At 41.8% G+C, this 19,098-nt stretch carries 22 protein-coding genes; all 22 read right to left on the bottom strand.

Annotated features, from left to right (window positions below; translation table 11 throughout):
- Positions 1-2 precede the first annotated feature (2 nt).
- Positions 3-452: a transcriptional regulator AhrC/ArgR gene (gene ahrC, locus QUF86_RS15085; protein ID WP_061144401.1), complete on the bottom strand. Its 450-nt coding sequence runs from the start codon at positions 450-452 to the stop codon at positions 3-5.
- Between the two features lie 316 nt (positions 453-768).
- On the bottom strand, positions 769-1,596 hold the full coding sequence (locus tag QUF86_RS15080; RefSeq protein ID WP_289315712.1) for a TlyA family RNA methyltransferase: 828 nt from the start codon (positions 1,594-1,596) through the stop codon (positions 769-771).
- A 4-nt stretch (positions 1,597-1,600) separates the two neighbouring features.
- Positions 1,601-3,493, bottom strand: coding sequence for a 1-deoxy-D-xylulose-5-phosphate synthase (gene dxs / locus QUF86_RS15075; RefSeq protein ID WP_289315711.1), 1,893 nt, complete (start codon positions 3,491-3,493; stop codon positions 1,601-1,603).
- 250 nt (positions 3,494-3,743) lie between these two features.
- Positions 3,744-4,637, bottom strand: coding sequence for a polyprenyl synthetase family protein (locus tag QUF86_RS15070; protein ID WP_289315710.1), 894 nt, complete (start codon positions 4,635-4,637; stop codon positions 3,744-3,746).
- 1 nt (position 4,638) lies between these two features.
- Positions 4,639-4,872, bottom strand: coding sequence for an exodeoxyribonuclease VII small subunit (locus QUF86_RS15065; protein WP_064463276.1), 234 nt, complete (start codon positions 4,870-4,872; stop codon positions 4,639-4,641).
- Positions 4,869-6,221, bottom strand: a complete 1,353-nt coding sequence (xseA, locus tag QUF86_RS15060) for an exodeoxyribonuclease VII large subunit (RefSeq protein ID WP_289315709.1) — start codon at positions 6,219-6,221, stop codon at positions 4,869-4,871. The genes QUF86_RS15065 and xseA overlap by 4 nt, the downstream gene beginning before the upstream one ends.
- Before the next feature lie 124 nt (positions 6,222-6,345).
- On the bottom strand, positions 6,346-7,221 hold the full coding sequence (folD, locus tag QUF86_RS15055; protein ID WP_289315708.1) for a bifunctional methylenetetrahydrofolate dehydrogenase/methenyltetrahydrofolate cyclohydrolase FolD: 876 nt from the start codon (positions 7,219-7,221) through the stop codon (positions 6,346-6,348).
- A gap of 71 nt (positions 7,222-7,292) precedes the next feature.
- Positions 7,293-7,685 carry a transcription antitermination factor NusB gene (nusB, locus tag QUF86_RS15050; RefSeq protein WP_289315707.1) on the bottom strand — a complete coding sequence of 131 codons (393 nt, stop codon included), beginning with the start codon at positions 7,683-7,685 and terminating at the stop codon, positions 7,293-7,295.
- A gap of 451 nt (positions 7,686-8,136) precedes the next feature.
- Complete coding sequence (locus tag QUF86_RS15045) at positions 8,137-8,541, bottom strand: Asp23/Gls24 family envelope stress response protein (protein WP_222620245.1); 405 nt, start codon at positions 8,539-8,541, stop codon at positions 8,137-8,139.
- A 37-nt stretch (positions 8,542-8,578) separates the two neighbouring features.
- Positions 8,579-9,931, bottom strand: a complete 1,353-nt coding sequence (gene accC, locus QUF86_RS15040) for an acetyl-CoA carboxylase biotin carboxylase subunit (RefSeq protein WP_289315706.1) — start codon at positions 9,929-9,931, stop codon at positions 8,579-8,581.
- A gap of 14 nt (positions 9,932-9,945) precedes the next feature.
- Positions 9,946-10,443, bottom strand: coding sequence for an acetyl-CoA carboxylase biotin carboxyl carrier protein (gene accB, locus QUF86_RS15035; RefSeq protein ID WP_289315705.1), 498 nt, complete (start codon positions 10,441-10,443; stop codon positions 9,946-9,948).
- A 624-nt stretch (positions 10,444-11,067) separates the two neighbouring features.
- Entirely contained in the window at positions 11,068-11,661 is a 594-nt protein-coding gene (locus tag QUF86_RS15030) for a SpoIIIAH-like family protein (RefSeq protein WP_289334766.1), read from the bottom strand.
- 14 nt (positions 11,662-11,675) lie between these two features.
- Complete coding sequence (spoIIIAG, locus tag QUF86_RS15025) at positions 11,676-12,344, bottom strand: stage III sporulation protein AG (protein ID WP_289315703.1); 669 nt, start codon at positions 12,342-12,344, stop codon at positions 11,676-11,678.
- A 7-nt stretch (positions 12,345-12,351) separates the two neighbouring features.
- Positions 12,352-12,960 (bottom strand): stage III sporulation protein AF, encoded by a 609-nt coding sequence (gene spoIIIAF, locus QUF86_RS15020; protein ID WP_289334765.1) that lies wholly within the window; start codon positions 12,958-12,960, stop codon positions 12,352-12,354.
- Positions 12,961-12,976: 16 nt separating this feature from the next.
- Positions 12,977-14,185 carry a stage III sporulation protein AE gene (spoIIIAE, locus tag QUF86_RS15015; protein ID WP_289334764.1) on the bottom strand — a complete coding sequence of 403 codons (1,209 nt, stop codon included), beginning with the start codon at positions 14,183-14,185 and terminating at the stop codon, positions 12,977-12,979.
- Positions 14,186-14,218: 33 nt separating this feature from the next.
- Positions 14,219-14,608 carry a stage III sporulation protein AD gene (gene spoIIIAD / locus QUF86_RS15010; RefSeq protein WP_289336235.1) on the bottom strand — a complete coding sequence of 130 codons (390 nt, stop codon included), beginning with the start codon at positions 14,606-14,608 and terminating at the stop codon, positions 14,219-14,221.
- Positions 14,609-14,622: 14 nt separating this feature from the next.
- A complete protein-coding gene (gene spoIIIAC / locus QUF86_RS15005; protein WP_034308319.1) occupies positions 14,623-14,826 on the bottom strand; it encodes a stage III sporulation protein AC in 204 nt (67 codons plus the stop codon).
- A 21-nt stretch (positions 14,827-14,847) separates the two neighbouring features.
- Positions 14,848-15,363 carry a stage III sporulation protein SpoIIIAB gene (gene spoIIIAB, locus QUF86_RS15000; protein ID WP_289334763.1) on the bottom strand — a complete coding sequence of 172 codons (516 nt, stop codon included), beginning with the start codon at positions 15,361-15,363 and terminating at the stop codon, positions 14,848-14,850.
- Positions 15,356-16,288, bottom strand: a complete 933-nt coding sequence (gene spoIIIAA / locus QUF86_RS14995) for a stage III sporulation protein AA (protein WP_289325709.1) — start codon at positions 16,286-16,288, stop codon at positions 15,356-15,358. The genes spoIIIAB and spoIIIAA overlap by 8 nt, the downstream gene beginning before the upstream one ends.
- Before the next feature lie 715 nt (positions 16,289-17,003).
- Positions 17,004-17,561: an elongation factor P gene (efp, locus tag QUF86_RS14990; RefSeq protein WP_034308328.1), complete on the bottom strand. Its 558-nt coding sequence runs from the start codon at positions 17,559-17,561 to the stop codon at positions 17,004-17,006.
- 26 nt (positions 17,562-17,587) lie between these two features.
- On the bottom strand, positions 17,588-18,649 hold the full coding sequence (locus QUF86_RS14985; protein WP_289315698.1) for a M24 family metallopeptidase: 1,062 nt from the start codon (positions 18,647-18,649) through the stop codon (positions 17,588-17,590).
- Complete coding sequence (gene aroQ, locus QUF86_RS14980; protein ID WP_289315697.1) at positions 18,650-19,096, bottom strand: type II 3-dehydroquinate dehydratase; 447 nt, start codon at positions 19,094-19,096, stop codon at positions 18,650-18,652.
- Positions 19,097-19,098 lie beyond the last annotated feature (2 nt).

Below are 19,098 nucleotides of genomic sequence, written 5' to 3'. Positions count from 1 at the left end.
TATTAGAGCATGTCCAAGAATTTGCCGGAAATGATCTTTGCATCTTCCTCAGAACGGCAGATAATTAAACAAGTATCATCGCCGCCAATCGTCCCGAGTATCTCTTGCCAATTTAAATTATCAATCAATGCACAAATTGCCTGGGCATTACCCGGGAGCATCTTCATAACCAGTAGATTATTGGCTGCGTCAATACGTACAAATGCATCAACCAGGATTCTCTTTAATTTTTGAAGTGGATTGAAACGTTGGTCGGCTGGCAGGCTATATTTATACCTTCCATCCGTTAAAGGGACCTTAACTAGGTGAAGCTCTTTAATATCCCTTGAAACGGTTGCTTGAGTTACATTGTATCCAGCTAATTTCAGTTCTTCAACCAGCTCATCCTGGGTTTCAATATCGTTATTAGTTATAATGTCCCTTATTTTTATATGTCGTTGTCCTTTATTCATAAGTAGTAGCACCTCTTCTCATCTGTTGCTCATTTTAATGGCAATCGATATCATACTTAGTAAGCTCCCAATATGGGATTGCTTCGGTATCATCCGTACGTGCAAATAGGCCGCTCTTGAAAGTGGCTAAAATTAATGTTATCGGATTTTTATGCAATTGTACAACTTTTTCTCTAAAATGCATAACAAGTCTATTATTTATTCTTACCTATATTATGTATCCACACTTAAATGATTCAAGTGCATTTCAACACCATTTCAAGTTAAAAAGCTCCTTTAGCCAACCATTCAGCCAAAGGAGCCGTACACGTTCTTGCTATTCTTTTTTAAATTGCGCATGGGCTTCCCCAACGATGTCATCAACCGTTTTCGAAAGCAATATCGCTCCATCTTCCTTTGACCCTTGCCAGTATAAATGAAGTAAAAATTCAATATTTCCATCACCGCCGGTAATCGGTGAGAATGAGGCATCTTTAATATCGTAGCCTTCCTTTTTAGCAAAAGAAATGATCTTATCCAACACTTGTTTATGGATTTTGGGATCACGAACAATCCCTTTTTTACCCACCTGATCCTTCCCAGCTTCGAATTGCGGTTTAACTAAGGCAACGACGTCACTATTCGGAACGAGTAAGGTCTTCAGCACCGGTAAAATTAACGTTAGGGAGATGAAAGAAACATCAATGCTTGCAAAGTTAGGCATCTCCCCATCGAGATCGGCGGGTGTAACGTAACGGAAATTCGTCCGTTCCATTACTTTCACCCGTTCATCCTGCCTAAGCTTCCAGGCAAGTTGATTATATCCTACATCAAGGGCATAAGACATTGTGGCACCATTTTGCAAGGCACAATCCGTGAACCCTCCTGTTGATGATCCGATATCAAGCAGGATTTTTCCGTTCACTTGTAAATCGAATTCCTTTAAAGCCTTCTCAAGTTTAAGTCCGCCTCTTGAAACGTAAGGCATGACTTTTCCTTTAATAGTAAATTCGAGATCAACCGGTACTTTTTCCCCAGGTTTTTCGTACCTCTCTTCATTCGCGTAGACAAGACCAGCCATAACCATACGCTTCGCTTTTTCTCGTGTATCTGCCAAGCCTTGTTCTACAAGTAATACATCTACTCTTTCTTTCATCACTTTCATATTGTCAGGCCCTTTTTTCTTTTTTGGGTGTTATCATTTTAATCTTTTTGATGGCTGTTTCAGTCGTTAAACCGATTTCTTCAAGAAGTTCATCGACACTGCCATGTTCAATGAAATAATCAGGTATTCCCATTCGATCTATAATTGCTCCATAAAACCCTTGGTCATGAGCATATTCTAGTACAGAACTGCCAAAACCACCTTGAAGAACCGCTTCTTCTATTGTCAAGATAGGCATTTTTTCACCAAGTAGGCTGCTTAGCATGTTCTCATCCAAAGGCTTAATGAACCGGGCATTGATCACCTTAACTGAATAATCCTCTTTCTCTAGCAGTTCTGCCGCTTCAAGGGCCATTGGAATGGTGGTACCGAACGTTAAGATGGCAGCATCCGTTCCATCTTTAAGAACTTCCCACGAACCGATTGGAATCTGCTGTAATTCAGCATCCATCACAACACCACAACCATTCCCACGAGGGAATCGCATAGCGATTGGACCATCATTATAGCTTAAGGCCGTATTGACCATATGCTGGCCTTCGTTTTCATCTTTCGGCATCATCAACACCATATTAGGAATGTGCCGTAAGAATGCAATATCGAAAACGCCTTGATGCGTTTCACCATCGGAACCAACCAATCCGGCACGATCGATTCCTATGAATACGTTCAAATTCTGTCGGCAGATATCATGGACCACCTGGTCATAAGCCCTTTGCAGGAAGGTTGAATAAATGGCCAGGAACGGTTTCATTTTTTGCGTTGCCAATCCAGCTGCAAAAGTTGCAGCATGCTGCTCGGCAATCCCTACATCATAGAAACGCTCTGGGAACTCTCGGGAAAACCCCACCAATTTCGAACCTACTGGCATTGCAGGTGTAATCGCGACAATCCGTTCATCTTCACGGGCGAGCCTGCTGACAGTATCGCTTACAAGGGCACTCCATGCAGGAGCTTTACTAGGGGATTTCACGAAATCGCCTGTCTCTATCTTGTAGGGGCCTGTCCCATGCCAATTTCCTGTTGTATCCAACTCGGCAGGTGAATAGCCCTTGCCTTTTTTCGTGATGACATGTAGCAGTACGGGTCCCTTCGTTTTCTTGGCATATCTTAAATTCTCCAGCAACTCTTCATAATTATGACCATCGACAGGTCCAAGGTATGTGAAACCGAGTTCTTCGAAAAAGATTCCTGAGACCAATAAGTACTTCATGCTATCCTTCAAGCGTTCAGCGGTAGCTGCAAGCTTACCACCGACTGCAGGAATTTTTTTCAAAAGTAACTCCAATTCATCTTTTGCCCAGTTATATTTACCTGCGGTCCGCAATCTTCCCAATATCGTGTGCAAAGCCCCCACATTAGGCGCTATCGACATTTCATTATCATTCAGGATAACGATCATGTCCTTTTTTTCATCCCCGATATGATTCAATGCTTCAAGTGCCATTCCGCCTGTTAGGGCCCCGTCACCGATTACAGGTAAAATGAAACTTTTTTCACCTTTTATATCACGGGCAGCGGCCATTCCCATTGCAGCTGAAAGGGAAGTCGAACTGTGACCGGTTTCCCAAACATCATGGGGGCTTTCAATCATTTTAGGAAAGCCGCAAAGACCTTTATATTTCTTTAAGGTATTGAACTCCCCTGCTCTGCCTGTCAGGATTTTATGGACATAGGATTGGTGTCCGACATCCCATAATATTTTATCATTCGGACTGTCGAATTCTTTATGCAAGGCTATAGTCAACTCGACTACTCCTAAATTGGGACCGATATGCCCACCGGTCACCGATAATTTTTCCACAAGGAATTTACGTATTTCCACACTTAACTCGACTAGTTCTTCATTATTCATCTTCTTCAAAAAAGAAGGGTCTTTTATAGATAGAAGATCCAAACAGGACCACTCACTTTCTGTCATTTTCGGTTGTTAGCATAAACAAAGCCTCATAAGGAGGGCTATATGGAAGACTTGACCGAAAAATTGGTTTTAAGTTAAAAAATAGCCGCCAACACCCAGGTGATTTCGGCGGCTTAATAGACCTATTTTATCACGTATCTCAATTAAAAAATTCATTTTGATTTTCGCATATTTTTGCACAATGAGTATACCATAAAACCTCAATTGATAACAAATTTAGCCACAATCAATGATTACGGTTCGCTATTAAATCGGTTAGTTCATTCAACAAACCCGTTTGTAAGGTTGTTTTTCCCAAAGCGGCATGAGCAAGTTCAATATGATGTTCCAGCTTTTCCTTTGCCCCTTGAAGCGAAAGTAAAGAAGGATATGTGCTTTTATGATTTCCCTCATCACTGCCAACCGGCTTGCCGATCAACTCGACTGACCCTTCAATATCCAGAATATCATCCCGAATCTGAAAAGCAAGTCCCAGGTGGTATGCAAAGTCACGTAAATGGAGTCGCTGTTCTTCATTCGCACCGGCTAATATAGCACCGGAAAGGATGCTTGCAGTCAATAACTTCCCTGTTTTATGTTCATGTATATATTCCAATTCCTGAAGGGTCAACTGTTTATTTTCACCTTCCATATCGGCAACTTGACCTCCAACCATCCCTTCGGCACCGGCAGACTTAGCAATTTCACTTACAAGGTTCAGCTTCATTTCAGCCGTCACATCTGGATCGTTCATATCCGTCACCAATTGAAAGCTATATGTAAGGAGGGCATCACCTGCCAGTACTGCTACCGCCTCACCGAACACTTTATGATTCGTCGGTTTTCCGCGGCGGAGATCATCATCATCCATCGCTGGAAGATCATCATGAATCAAAGAATATGTATGAATCATTTCAATGGCAGCAGCTGCAGGTATCCCCATCCTCAAGTTTTTTCCAAAGGCCTCCAGAACCGCAAAGACCAATAAAGGGCGAATCCGTTTACCGCCTGCCTCCAATGAATAGATCATGGCTTCTTTGACCACAGCAGGAGCATTAAGTTTATTGACATATTCAACGATTTCCCGTTCTATAATCGCCTTATATTCTTTAGAAAACATATCAAAGGACGCCGTACCCATGTTATTCTTCCTCCTGTACAGTGAAGTTTTCTAGTTCCCCATCTTCGCGCAAAATTTGAGTCAACTGATCTTCAACCGCCTTAAGCTTTGAATGACAAAGCCTGGATAAATCCATTCCTTGTTTATATATGGAGATGGCTTCCTCTAAGGGCACATCGCCTTCTTCCAACTGTTCTACAATTTTCTCAAGATTCTCCATCGCTTCTTCAAAAGTGGCTTCCTGTTTTTTTGTCATGGTTCTATTCGCTCCTTTATTTCTTTAATTTCACATTCAAGCGTTCCATCTTTTATGGAAACGGCTATCTTATCCCCTCTGGATACTTGCTGTGTACTTTTCACTAACGTCTCATCCTCAGCAAAAACCAATCCATAGCCCCGTTCCATGATTTTTAATGGACTGAGGGCAGACAAAGTGGCTGTAATATGAACGAACTGCTGTGATTTTTGCCGATAAATGGCTTCCATTGCCCTCCGCAATACTTTTGCATGCTGCCGCAATTCATCTTTGGAATTTTGCACCGCTTGTTCAGGATGCTGCTTTTTCAGAATATCGTTCAACTGGTTCAGCTCATCCCTCTTTTTCATGAAATACCGCGTGCCGGACCTCCCGAGCCTGTCCACCGTCTTGTCTAGCTGTTCAAGCTTCTGTTCATACATTTTATGTGGATAACGGAAAGCATAAGATCTCTCCATCCTGGTCAAACGGGTTCGTTCGAAATTCACCACTTCACGAATGGAGCGGGTCAAGCGATTCTTACGGTTCATCAGGCGTTCAAGTATTTCATTAAGGTGGGGAACCGCTAACTCTGCTGCACCAGTCGGTGTAGGAGCCCGCATATCGGCGACAAAATCAGCAATTGTAAAATCGGTTTCGTGACCGACAGCAGAAATTATCGGTATATCAGAATCATAGATTGACTCAGCCACTATCTCCTCATTAAAGGCCCATAGCTCTTCGATCGACCCGCCGCCCCTTCCGACAATGAGTACATCGCTTTCCGCCCTAGCGTTAGCCATGGAAATTGCCTTGGCAATCGATTTAGCGGCATTATTCCCTTGGACTAATGCTGGGTAAACGATGACTCTGGCAATTGGATATCTCCGCTTGATGGTGATCAGGATATCTCTTAATGCAGCTCCGGTCGGTGATGTTATGACCCCTACAGACTTAGGGTATTGTGGAATCTGTTTCTTATGCTCGGCCAAAAACAAACCTGCCGCCTCCAGCTTTTTCTTCAGCTGTTCATAAGCAAGATACAAATCCCCGACACCATCAGGGGCCATGCTTTTCACATAAAGCTGATACTGTCCGCCTGCCTCATATAATGAAATATCGCCCTTAACAAGTACCTTCATTCCATTTTCAGGCAGGAATTTCATCCCTTTGTTATTGGCGGCAAACATAACGGAGAGGAGTCGGGCCTTCTCGTCCTTTAGAGTAAAATACATATGTCCGCTTGTATGTTGTTTAAAATTTGAAATTTCGCCTTTTATGTATACATTTTGCAAATGGGGATCGGCATCGAACTTCCTTTTGATGTATTTCGTTAAAGCCGATACACTCAAATATTGTTGGTTGCTCATATAATGTCTCCTTCCGATGGAAATCGGATTTAAAGAAAACTCGCTTATTCTATGAATGAAAAAAAGCGGTCTCCCGTTATTATAAAACAAGAGGTCCGCTTCTTTAAAATAATTTAACGTTTTTTTAGCTTTTTAAGGCTTGCTTATTCTGTTCAAGTGTTTTTTGAGCAGATTTGACCGTATTCTTCATAAGCATCGTAATCGTCATGGGACCAACGCCTTTAGGAACAGGTGTAATGTATGAAGCCTTGGTTTTCACTTCATCAAACGCCACATCACCGCAAAGCTTCCCTTCATCATTCCTGTTCATTCCGACGTCAATGACGACAGCACCTTCTTTAATATGGTCACTCGTGATCGTGTCCCTCTTGCCGACAGCTGCCACAACGACATCAGCTTGCTTTGTATAATACGCAAGGTCCTTTGTCTTTGAATGACAGTATGTGACGGTTGCATTCGCATTTAGAAACATTTGTCCGGCCGGTTTTCCCACGATATTACTTCTCCCTACGATAACAACATGCTTACCTTCAAGGTCATAGTCGATATACTCAAGCATCACCATCACCCCGTATGGCGTACAAGGTAAATAAGCATCCTGCCCAGTCATCATCCGCCCAATATTAATGGGATGGAATCCATCTACATCCTTCTCGGGGGAAATCGCTTCAATGATCGCTTTTTCCTGAATATGTCCAGGTAACGGCAGCTGCACCAATATACCATGAATGCTGTCATCCTGGTTTAATTCATCAATGCTCTGAATTAATTCCTCCTGAGAGAGTCCCGCAGGCTTTTTAATCAATACAGAATGCATGCCCAGATCTTCACACGCCTTTTGCTTATTGCGTACATAGGTTTGCGATGCTTGGTTGTCCCCCACAAGGATTACAGCCAAACCCGGAACGATATTTTTTTCCCGTAATTGTTGAACTTCCTTACTGATTTCTTGCCTAACTGCCTCTGCAATTTCTTTACCATTAATGATTTGAGCTGACATGTGTATATTCCTCCCAAGATAATTTTGCTAAAGAAATTGCTGAGAGAATCCCCTGGTTAAAGGCTGCAGCCTTAGCTGCCGCTTTTCACCTTAACTTTGGATAAAACGGCATTTACAAAGCTGCTCGATTGATCATCACCGAATTTCTTAGCAATTTCAATAGCTTCATTCATTGCAACACTTACAGGAACATCTTCACTGTGAACCATTTCATAAACCGCGATCCGCAGTAAATTCCGATCAATGTTCGCCAGTCTTTCCAACGTCCAATTCTCTAAATTGTCCCTGATCATTCCATCAAGTTGTTCACGATTTTCCGTTATCCCCATTACTAATTTCTTGAAATATTCATCAGTAGGAGCACCATCCAGTACGCTTTCCATTGCTTCTTCTGCATTCGACTTGGCAATATCTATCTGATATAGTGCTTGAAGGGATTTTTCACGGGCTACTCTTCTTTTCATAATCTTACTCCTTTAACATCTACTATTATATATGAAAACGCTAGAACAAACGAACATTTAATAACATTTTTTCAAAAATATTAAGATTTTCGCTTATTTTTTTATAAATTAAGCTGAATCCCACTTGAATTAAGGCCAAAAGACTCAAATATCTTGATTCAAGACAACATCTCAAGATTCATTTCCAGTTAAACGGCCAACACAGTCATATACTTTTTGAAAGTGTCAAAAAGCTCTTGCCTAGCTTTCATGCTCATATTTCACCTTTTACACTCTAACAGAAATCACCCTTGAATTAAAGGGAAACTTCCAGATACCGCCTTATTATGTTCATTTAACGTAATATTATTAGCGGGCTCCAAAAGCAGGGTATCATTGAGTCAAAAATTCAAAAAAACAAAAACCCGGCTTTTTGCCGGGTTTTTGCAGGTGTGAATCGAATGAAGCCAACTTACACTTCTTGTTCGTAATCCGCTTCTTGTTTAGCGTTTTCAAACGCAATGCCCACTACATGAATGTTCACTTCGCCCGCGTCGATAGCGGTCATGTTCAACAAGGCTTCACGAATGTTATCTTGCACTTCCTGAGCAACTTTCGGAATTGAGACACCAAACTTCATGACACAATAAAGTTCGACTTTGATGGATTCTCCCGTTAAGTCAACTTTAACACCTTTACCGTGGTTCTTTTTACCAAGCTTTTCAACTACACCTGTAGCGAAATTCCCGCGCATATGTGCAACACCTTCAACTTCCGATGCAGCGATACCCGCAATCACCTCAATCACCTCAGGCGCAATTTCAACTTTGCCCAAACCACTATTATAATCATTCATTTCGAGTAATTGGCCTTCCATTTCACTCATTCAAAAGCACCTCCTGTCTTCCTTTACATTATGAGTTCATTACATCATATATTTCAAGGAATTTGGTATTAAATTCTCCGGAAACAAATTGTTCATGCTGAAGTAACTTAATATGGAAAGGAATTGTCGTGCTGATCCCTTCAATGACAAACTCACCTAAAGCGCGTTTCATCTTCTCAATCGCCTCGTCTCTCGTCGGTGCATGGACAATCAATTTAGCGATCATGGAATCGTAATACGGAGGTATCGAGTACCCAGGGTATGCCGCAGAATCCACACGTACTCCGTAGCCACCTGGCGGTAAATACATGTGAATCTTACCTGCTGAAGGCATAAAATTCTTTTCTGGATTTTCCGCATTGATCCGGCATTCGATGGACCATCCGTTAAACGTGACATCTTCTTGTGAAAGTGATAGTTTGTCACCTGAAGCAACTTTGATCTGTTCTTTAATCAAATCGACGCCCGTTACCATTTCTGTAACTGGGTGTTCGACCTGGATACGTGTATTCATTTCCATAAAGTAGTATTTTCTATTCACATAGTCATAAATAAATTCAACTGTACCGGCACCTGAATAGTTTACGGCAAGAGCAGCCGTAACTGCAGCCTGCCCCATATCCGCCCGTGTTTCACCATCCAGGGCTGGAGAAGGAGTTTCCTCAACAAGTTTTTGCAAACGTCGCTGAACCGTACAATCACGCTCACCTAAATGAATGGCGTTGCCATGATTATCTGCCATGACTTGAATTTCAACGTGACGGAAGTCCTCGATGAACTTTTCAATATACACGCCTGGATTCCCAAATGCAGTCGCGGCTTCCTGTTGCGTGATGTTTATGCCTTTAATGAGTTCTTCTTCGGTCCTTGCGACGCGGATACCTTTACCGCCCCCGCCGGCAGTAGCTTTGATGATGACTGGATAGCCCATTTCATTAGCCAGGGCTACACCCTCATCCGTATCTTTAATTATGCCTTTGGAACCTGGTACGATCGGTACACCAGCTTTACGCATGGTTTCCCTTGCTACGTCCTTCGTTCCCATTTTATTGATGGCTTCTGGGCTAGGACCGATGAAAATGATATTACATTCACGGCATAGCTCAGCAAAGTCCGCATTTTCAGCAAGGAATCCATATCCAGGGTGAATCGCATCGGATCCCGTCTTCTTGGCTGTACTGATTATGTTCGTTGTATTTAAATAACTGTCTTTTGATAATTTAGGACCGATGCAATATGCTTCATCAGCAATTTGAACATGTAATGCTTCTTTATCTGCTTCTGAATAGACCGCTACAGTCTCGATTCCTAATTCCTTGCATGCCCGGATGATTCGGACAGCAATTTCCCCACGATTGGCAATTAATACCTTTTTAATCATTTAGAAACAGCTCCTCATTCCGGCTTTACTAAAAATAATGGTTGTCCATATTCTACAAGTTGACCTTCTTTTACAAGGACTTCAACGATTTCACCGCTTACTTCGGCCTCGATTTCATTGAAAAGTTTCATAGCCTCCACGATACAAACAATGGAATCCCCTGTTACTTTATCGCCTGCTTTTACGTATGCAGGTGAATCCGGTGCAGGAGATTGGTAGAATGTACCCACCATCGGAGAAGTGATTTTATGTAAATTTTCCTGTTCAGTGACGGCAGCAGCCGGTTTTGCAGGTTCAACAGCTTTTGGCGCTACAGAGACAGGAGCCGCTGCGGGCTTGACCTCTACTGCTGCATTGGCTTGAACAACTTCTTGAGCAGCTGATGGCTGTAATACTATACCCGTTTCAGTTTTTTTCAATTTAATTTTCGTTCCTTCATTTTCAAAAACGAATTCACTGATATTTGATTGACCGACTAGCTTAATAATTTCACGAATTTCTTGCACTTTCATTTTGTGGCACCCCTTGTCTAATTTAATATGAGTTTGTGAGGCAATAATATTTTATGTAACCTTTTACCCTTAGCTTATCCTACTTTGTCCAATTCTGCACAATGTAGCCGCTTTCTCCATCCGAAAGCGTATAAACTGAATGCACCCTCCGTCTGTATTATAACAGATATTTCATTTTCTCAAAATATTGTTCCCATTAGAGAATTGAAAAGTTTATGACCAGCTTCTAACATCATACAATATTAGCTTATACAAATTCAATGATAGATTAGTTGCAACTTGTTATCCATGCTTTTATATTACACCTTTATTCTAATATTGTGAATATTTTTCAACCGGGCACCCTTAGCGTTTCCACTTGAATTCTGCTAATTCCCACTTTGAAACCTGCATTAATCTCCATCTAAATTACTTTTCTAGAATATTACGGATGATCATAATACCCATTTCTGTTTGAGTTCCTGGTATCAATTTACATAAAAAAAACTTTTCCTCTAAAGTTTCCCGGTTGTAAGTTAGTGAAAAAATAATAATAAAAAAGCCTCCCTTTTTTATTTAAGGGGGACTTTCAAATTTTTACGATTATGAACTGTTGTGTATCAGCCCTTATTTCTGTATCTGAGATTACTTTTCCGGTTGGAAATCTACCACTACATTTTGTGCATCGCTCACTTCTTTCCTTACGAGGCGGATAATGTTATTGGCCTCTGTTTTCGTTTGTTTATCGGCCTTGACACTCACCTTTACATCCGTTCCATCCACCCGGACCAGTGCGGCATTGTAATCCATGGCTACAATTAAGTTTTCGATGATATTTTCTTTTACTTTCGTTTCACTTAATTGCTCGATTTTCGCATAAGCCTCATCTCGTTCTTCAGCGGATAGGTCTGTATTGCCCATCTTTGCAGTCAATTCTTCATTCAGCTTAGCCCGTTCATCTTCAATCTGCATCCTTAACGATTCGAACTCGTCCCCTGATGCAATGGTTACAGAGGAACCTTCTGTATTTTTGGACGTTTCTTTATCACTTTTATTTTCCCCTTTGGTATCCGCTTTGCTATCTGTTTTACTTTCTGTTTTATTTTCTGCCTGTTCCATTTCTTCCGTTGCCGTCATATCGGTAGCATTTTCCTCAGGAGCTGTTAAATAATAGACTGAAAGTACAACGACCAGACTTAGCATAGTCAATAACCAAACGGTTTGTTTTTTTAATAACATGTAGATTTTCCCCCTTATTTTTTAGGCATGACAGAAACCCTGTGACTCGGTACATCAAGTGAACGTGTGACAGCCTCGATGATCCACTTCTTTATTTGGATGTTTTCAGCCCCTTTAGCGACTACCAGGACGCCTCGTACACTAGGTTTTTTCGTTTCCGAAATGATCGGCCCTTCTTTTTCACCGCTTTTGACCAAAACGAGCTGTTCATCAACCGATGTGTCTTCGACCGTCCTTTTGCCGCCTTCCTGGTCGGTTTCTTCTGTGACTTGACTTTGGGTGACTTTGTTTCTTTCATATACTTTTTTCTCGGATGCATCCACGTAGATTACGACTTTTACATCCTGGACGCCTGCGATGGATTCAAGCGCTTCCTTCATTTCATTCTGAAGATATATTTCATAGTCTTTTGTCGTCTTGAATTCGGATTTCTTCTGGCCGAATGTTTCAACATCCCCTTCGTCATCTTGTTTATCATTATTGAATACCGTCTTCACTTCAGGTGTTTGTCCCGTCTGGTTGGTGGTTAACAAATTCCCGGCCATCATAATTCCCGCTCCCAAAAGGACAACTATTAGAGCATAGACATACAGGGAAGGTTTTTTTTCCTTAGGCTCTTTTTGGTCAGGGTCTTTATTTAATAGTTTTTGCAGCCAGGATAATGGACCTTTGTCTTTGTTCAATACTCAGTCACTTCCTTTCCCCGGCGATTTCAATGATCTCTTCATCAACGGACCAACTTGTTGCCAGAAACCTTTTGACAGCATCCAGATTGGCATCATTCGAAGTGGAAGGTCTATCTGCATTGATATCAACCTTCGCTACTGCCTCTATCTCCGAGTCTTCTTTCCCCTCTGCCTTTTCCAATGATATGGTTATGTTTTGCAAATCATCAACGCCCGGCTTTTCCTCATTCTTGACTCCTACATCAATTGAACTAATTTTCATGTTATAATCCGCCATCAACTCCTCTTCCACTTCTGTCTGTAATTGGACAGCCATTTGTTCTAAAATATATGCACCCTGTGCTGCTTGTATTTCTTTTTTCTTCATTTCTGTCAAATTTCCTAAATCTTTTTTTTTCTGATCTTCAAATTCACTTGTAGCCGCAGAGAGGATTTCGTCGAAATCCTTATTGAATAATCCCAATATAGGAGTGATGATTATCGCAATCAGTAAAAGTCCGATTACCATTTTGGCATACTTCTGTAAAGCCGAATTCGGTAGAAGCATATCGATCACAGTAGCCAGCAATACAAATATGATGATGTTGGATACCCAGCCAGCTAAAAAACTCACCAAGCCCTCCTCCTTTCTAACGAACCATCAATGTAATGTTTCCAGAGGCGATAATTACTGTGATACTTAAAAAAAACATGAGTGAGACAATGGCCAATGCTGCGAAAATATAAATCATGCTTTTACTTATAATGTCAAGGCACTTTATTACAGGCCCTCCGCCCAGCGGCTGCAAAAGACTCGCTGCCAATTTATAGATAAAAGAAATCATCAAGATTTTTATGGCGGGAAATGTGGTTATGAGCAAGAGAATAATGACGCCTGACAAGCCAACTGTATTTTTCAGAAGAACGGAAGCACTGATGACCGTATCCGTTGCATCTGTAAACATGCGCCCTATTATCGGTATAAAGTTACCTGTCACGAATTTGGCCGTTCTGATCGTCACTCCGTCAGCTACAGCTGAGGATGCTCCCTGAACGGATATGACGCCAAGGAATATGGTCATGAATGCTCCAAGGATCCCGATGGCAAAATTACGGAGAAGCTGTGCCAGCTGTGTCACTTTATAATGTTCGGTCAGCGTGCTGACGATGCTTAAAATCGCTGCAAAGAATAATAACGGAAGGACGACAAACTGGATCAAGATACCGCTTGTATTCATCAAAAACATTAATACCGGGTGAAAGAAAGCTGCTGATACAAGTCCGCCTGAAGCGGCTATTAAGGCCAAGAGTAAAGGGATGAGCGCCATTAAAAAGGAAATCATCAAATCTATCGTATCTTTTGTATATTCAATCGCCACATGAAAACTGTTAAGTGCCAAAATGATCAGCACCATATAAACGATTGCATAAGCGACTTTACTTACGGAGCTTTGTTCGAACGCATTCTGCAAAGACTGCAGGAACATGCTGAAAACTGTTAATAAAATGAGTGATCCCAGCAGCTTTCCATTCACGAGCAGTTCATGAAAAATGAATTTTGTAATCCCCTTTATCCATTGCTCAAAGGAGAATTTCTTATCACCGCTTACAAAATCCATGAAGCTCCCTTTCTGGCTTTCCGGTAAGAATCCTCCATATTCCGTTACGATGTTATCCCAATATTGTTTGAGTTCATCGACACCGAGCCTTTCTATTTGGGCTTGTACCAGTTCCGACTGCATGATCGACTCTTGATCGATTTCACCACTTTCAGGATCTTCGGCAGCTTGTCCAATAGATGTATGCAAAAAAAAGAGTAAAACGAATAGAATGGATAAGTAAGGCATCCGCTGCTTCATACATTCACCTCATTGACTAGTAGAAGTAATCCGTTAACTTGGGAGCATCTGTAAAATCGTTTCGATGATGACCGTCAAAATCGGAATCGCCATGGCAAGAATCAAGATTTTTCCGCTCAATTCTATTTTGGAAGCGAGCGACCCTTGCCCTGCATCTTTTGTAATTTGAGAAGCGAATTCGGCAATATAGGCAATTCCGATTATTTTTAGGATGGTCTCCAGATACACGGTATTTACATTCGCATTCACAGCAATTTTTTCTAACATCAAAATGATTTCGTATATCTTATCCGCTAGAAAAAGAAAGATGGAGCAGCCTACAAAAACGACAAGCAGGAATGCGAAATTTGGTTTTTGCTCTTTGACGACTAGGGCCAAAAAGGTGGCAACTAGGGCAACGCCCACGATTTTTATGATTTCAATCGTGAATCCCTCCCTTACTGAAATAGGAATACAGATTTAATTTTTTGAAATAAATCCTCTACTACAGAAGCTACCATGAATAAAATATAGATAAATCCGAAAAGTGTGACCCACTGGGCATATTCCTTCTTCCCAACCTGATCGAGTATCGTGTGAAGAAATGCCACAACAAGCCCTACACCAGCTATTTTAAATATGATGTCCACATCAATGCCCATTTTCATTCCCCCCACATATTCCTACATCAGCAAGATGATCAATAATAGACCTGATAAAAAACCAAGACTTTTCATCATTTTTTCATATTTCCCCTGTCGGTCGAGTGCATCGCTCTCTTCCCGTTCCAAGTGTGCCATCGTCAGCATGATTTGCTTTTGCTGATGATATTTATCGCTTTTTCCAAGCGTCTCCCCAAACTGTGAAAGAATCTCGAATTCTCCCTGTTTTAAAGCAAGGGATTGCCATATTTTCTTCAAACTATCATCCCATGCTTCTTTGACGGTGGTCTCACCTGATTCGAGTCGATTTGCAAAGGTATCGAAAAAGATGGATAAAGGTTTGGGCATCTGCTTAGAAAGTTTCCTTGTGGCTTCTTTCAAAGGTGTGTGACCATACATGATTTCTGCTTCAAGTGATTGCATGGCAACTTTTAGCTGCCTCAGTTGGCGGGGCCTCATACTTAATTTTTTCGCAGCTTCGAAACCTGCCCATGTCGTTGCAATGATAATGATCGCTGCTCCAATTAACTTAAACATGCGGGTTCACACTTTCTCCCAAGAAAATGGGAACCCCCGCTGCATCAAGGACTTTGTAGCCCCTCTTTCCGGATTTACTTCTCTGTAATTCTATAAAACGTTCAAAGATGTTTTGCTGTAATATTTCTGTGATGAAGGGCCGCTTCTTAACTTCAGCCAGTGTATGGCCATGCGTAGTTATCATGAGTTTAATACCTGCATTCACAGCTTCCAGCACAGCCTGTGTATCCTCCGCGCGGCCTATTTCATCCACGATCAATACATCAGGGGACATCGAACGGATCATCATCATCATCCCTTCCGCTTTGGGACATCCATCGAGCACATCCACCCTTGTTCCAAATTCGAGCTGCGGCACTCCATGAACACACCCGGCAATTTCTGAGCGCTCGTCCACTATTCCCACCTTTTGAGGGGGAATGCCCCGTTTTTCATCTCCACTGGATATCATCCTTGCGATATCACGTAATACCGTCGTTTTTCCTGTTTGCGGAGCACCAATCAACATCGTATGTTGCCATTCCCCATTATATAAATAAGAAGTGAGCGGTTCAGCAGCACCTATTTTTTCACGTGCAATCCGAATATTGAATGAGGAAATGTCCCTGATCGCTTTGACCGCCCCATTTTCCAGGATAACCTTGCCAGCAAGACCCACCCGATGTCCACCCGCTATAGTTATATATCCTCGTTTTAATTCTTCCTCAAGTGTATATAACGAAAATTGACCTATCTGATTCAATAATTGATCTGCATCCGAATGGGTCACTTCATAGGAAAAGAAGAAAGGTTCCCCACCTACAATGACCTCAAGCGGCCTTCCAACCCGAATCCGCAGCTCTTCCATCTTTTCGATCATCATCGGTGTCATACCCCGGAGTTGCTCGTATAATTTTTTCGGTAAAAAGGAAAGAATCGTTTCCATTTTGATAATCCTCCTGTATACACCACTTTCAATAAAATATATGCCGACCAGCCCACAATGATGACAGGCTATTAAAGAAACCGACCATTTATTGATTTTTTTATTACTTCCTGGATCTAAAAAAGACTGTAGACCGAGAAATTAATCTCGGTCTACAGTCTTTTTATTAAAAGAAAGTTGCAGTTGATTTCAGAAATCCCTCCCTTTCCGCCGACTGTCTGCCAAGCCTCCTCGGCGCAAGCGCCTGTGGGGTCTCGGCCAGCCAGTTATTCGGCAGGAGTGTCGCAGATTTCTTCAATCCAGTGAGGGGTCCACACCATGAAGGATAACCAAGTCTTCTTATAAAATCATGGTTTGGGATTAGACCAAACGGACCCTCCAGACTGTAGACAAAATTGAAGAAAGCGAGTTGCCTACAGTCTTTTTAAAATAAAAGGCTGAAAACTTGAGGTGATGAGGATGCTTTTTAAACATGATCATGATTCTATTCAGCGAGATCAGCTTGAAATGATTACTACTTTAGACCAATTGGTGCCATCGAAACATTTGGTTCGTAAAATGGGGATTTAAAGTATACAACAACAAATAAAGAGGGCTATCGTGAGTACAAATCATCCATATCCAATAAAAAATCAAAAAGGTTTCGGAATGAAACCATTCCGAAACCTTTTTGTCTACAAACGAAACCGAGAAATTCATCTCGGCCTTCTTTCATTTATGCGCGTGATACGTAAGAACCTTCATTTGTATTGATCAATAATTTGTCACCTTGGTTGATGAAGAATGGAACTTGAACCGAAAGGCCCGTCTCAAGTACCGCTGATTTCGTTCCGCCTGAAGATGTATCGCCTTTTATTCCTGGCTCAGTCTCCGCAACTTCAAGTTCTACTGTGTTTGGAAGCTCGACCCCAAGTGTTTCGGCTTGGAAAGTCATGATATGTACTTCCATATTTTCCTTAAGGAATTTCAGTTCACGTTCAATGCTTGAAGCTGGTAGCTCGATTTGGTCATACGTTTCGTTATCCATGAATACATGGCTATCTCCGCTTGCATAAAGGTACTGCATTTTGCGGTTTTCGATATGTGCTTTAGCAACTTTTTCACCAGCACGGAATGTTTTCTCCTGGATCGAACCTGTACGAAGATTACGAAGTTTAGAACGTACAAAAGCTGCACCTTTACCAGGTTTAACATGTTGGAACTCGATAACCTGCCAAATTCCATTATCTACTTCAATCGTAACACCCGTGCGAAAATCGTTTACAGAAATCATAAAATTGTCCTCCTACATGTACATGTTTACAGAATGATTAACTCTTTCGTTGAATGAGTAAGTGCTTCGTTACCTTCATTTGTAACGATTGTATCATCTTCAATCCGCACTCCGCCTACCCCCGGTAAGTAAATCCCCGGCTCGACGGTTACGGCCATACCTGGTTCTAAAATGATATCAGACCTTAAGGATAATGCCGGACCTTCATGAACTTCCAGACCGATTCCATGTCCAGTCGAATGTCCAAAATACTGCCCGAATCCCTTTTCTTCAATTAAATTACGAGTTAGTGCATCCGCTTCCCTGCCCGTCATCCCAGGTTTAATCCCAGCCATTCCGCGCAGTTGCGCTTCTAAAACAATGTCATAAATGTTAATAAGTTCTTCACTTGGCTTGCCAACTGCCAATGTCCGAGTTATGTCAGACACATATCCGTTATAGTATGCTCCGTAATCCAATGTGACAAAATCGCCTTTTTCAATGATTTTATCCGTAGCCACTCCATGTGGAAGAGCGGATCTTACACCAGATGCTACGATAATATCAAAGGATGAGGAAGTTGCCCCCTGTTTCCTCATGAAGAATTCAAGTTCATTGGATACATCCAGTTCTGAAATCCCTGGACGCATGTAATCCAGAATATGTGTAAAGGCAGCATCAGCAATAGCAGCCGCTTCCTTTAATATCTTAATCTCTGATGAAGTCTTTATCAAGCGTAAATTCTCAATAACTCCAGACACCGGCAAAAGTTGTGCTTCAATGCCCGCTTCGTATGCTTTATATGTCGCAAAAGTCATATGCTCTTGCTCAAAGCCCAGTGTGCCGATATTCATCTCTTTTGCCTGCTTACCGACTTCTTCGATGATGGTTCCCTTATGTTGGACGATTTCATAGTCTGCAGCCTGCTTGCCCGCTTGTTCCACGTATCTGAAATCAGTGATGAATTTAGCTTCTTTTTGGGAAATCAGGACGACGCCTGCACTTCCCGTAAAATTGGTCATGTACCGGCGGTTATATGTACTGGTGATCAAAAAACCATCAATGCCCACCTTTTCCATTGAGGCTCTTAAGCGCATTAGTTTATTCATTTAATTTCTCCCCTTTGCAATCTTTGTGATCGCCTGCAACGCCAATTCATAACCGTGTATCCCCAAGCCGACAATCTGTCCCGCCGATACCGGCGCGGTCACTGATTCATGCCGAAAGCTTTCACGGGCATGTATGTTCGAAATATGCACTTCCACAACTGGAACATCAATTCCGGCAATTGCATCACGAATCGCATAGCTATAATGAGTAAAAGCTCCAGGATTAATGATAATCCCGTCGATCCCATGATCTTCTGACCAATGGAGCTTGTCGATAATCGCCCCTTCATGGTTAGATTGAAAAGAGGTAAATTCCACATTCAAGCCTTGAGCTTGCTGCAGCAGTAGAGCTTCCACATCCGCAAGCGTCGAGGATCCATAATGTGCAGGTTCCCGCTTCCCCAAGCGATTTAAATTCGGACCATTGATTAGTAAGATTTTTGTCATCA

This window comes from Peribacillus sp. NJ11 (genome assembly GCF_030348405.1).
GTDB lineage: Bacteria > Bacillota > Bacilli > Bacillales > DSM-1321 > Peribacillus.
Note: the sequence above shows the minus strand (reverse complement) of the source record. Positions and strands in the feature narration are given on the sequence as shown.

Excerpts from the sequence above, each read along its gene's own strand:
- spoIIIAA (WP_289325709.1), bottom strand. The coding sequence starts at position 16,288 with ATGGAAACGATTCTTTCCTTTTTACCGAAAAAATTATACGAGCAACTC.
- QUF86_RS15080 (WP_289315712.1), bottom strand. The coding sequence starts at position 1,596 with ATGAAAGTGATGAAAGAAAGAGTAGATGTATTACTTGTAGAACAAGGC.
- aroQ (WP_289315697.1), bottom strand. The coding sequence starts at position 19,096 with ATGACAAAAATCTTACTAATCAATGGTCCGAATTTAAATCGCTTGGGG.
- nusB (WP_289315707.1), bottom strand. The coding sequence starts at position 7,685 with ATGAAAAGAAGAGTAGCCCGTGAAAAATCCCTTCAAGCACTATATCAG.
- QUF86_RS15065 (WP_064463276.1), bottom strand. The coding sequence starts at position 4,872 with ATGACAAAAAAACAGGAAGCCACTTTTGAAGAAGCGATGGAGAATCTT.
- QUF86_RS15030 (WP_289334766.1), bottom strand. The coding sequence starts at position 11,661 with ATGTTATTAAAAAAACAAACCGTTTGGTTATTGACTATGCTAAGTCTG.
- QUF86_RS15045 (WP_222620245.1), bottom strand. The coding sequence starts at position 8,541 with ATGGAAGGCCAATTACTCGAAATGAATGATTATAATAGTGGTTTGGGC.
- QUF86_RS14985 (WP_289315698.1), bottom strand. The coding sequence starts at position 18,649 with ATGAATAAACTAATGCGCTTAAGAGCCTCAATGGAAAAGGTGGGCATT.
- ahrC (WP_061144401.1), bottom strand. The coding sequence starts at position 452 with ATGAATAAAGGACAACGACATATAAAAATAAGGGACATTATAACTAAT.
- efp (WP_034308328.1), bottom strand. The coding sequence starts at position 17,561 with ATGATTTCTGTAAACGATTTTCGCACGGGTGTTACGATTGAAGTAGAT.
- spoIIIAB (WP_289334763.1), bottom strand. The coding sequence starts at position 15,363 with ATGTTTAAGTTAATTGGAGCAGCGATCATTATCATTGCAACGACATGG.
- accC (WP_289315706.1), bottom strand. The coding sequence starts at position 9,931 with ATGATTAAAAAGGTATTAATTGCCAATCGTGGGGAAATTGCTGTCCGA.
- folD (WP_289315708.1), bottom strand. The coding sequence starts at position 7,221 with ATGTCAGCTCAAATCATTAATGGTAAAGAAATTGCAGAGGCAGTTAGG.
- xseA (WP_289315709.1), bottom strand. The coding sequence starts at position 6,221 with ATGAGCAACCAACAATATTTGAGTGTATCGGCTTTAACGAAATACATC.
- spoIIIAC (WP_034308319.1), bottom strand. The coding sequence starts at position 14,826 with ATGGGCATTGATGTGGACATCATATTTAAAATAGCTGGTGTAGGGCTT.
- spoIIIAE (WP_289334764.1), bottom strand. The coding sequence starts at position 14,185 with ATGAAGCAGCGGATGCCTTACTTATCCATTCTATTCGTTTTACTCTTT.
- accB (WP_289315705.1), bottom strand. The coding sequence starts at position 10,443 with ATGAAAGTGCAAGAAATTCGTGAAATTATTAAGCTAGTCGGTCAATCA.
- QUF86_RS15070 (WP_289315710.1), bottom strand. The coding sequence starts at position 4,637 with ATGGGTACGGCGTCCTTTGATATGTTTTCTAAAGAATATAAGGCGATT.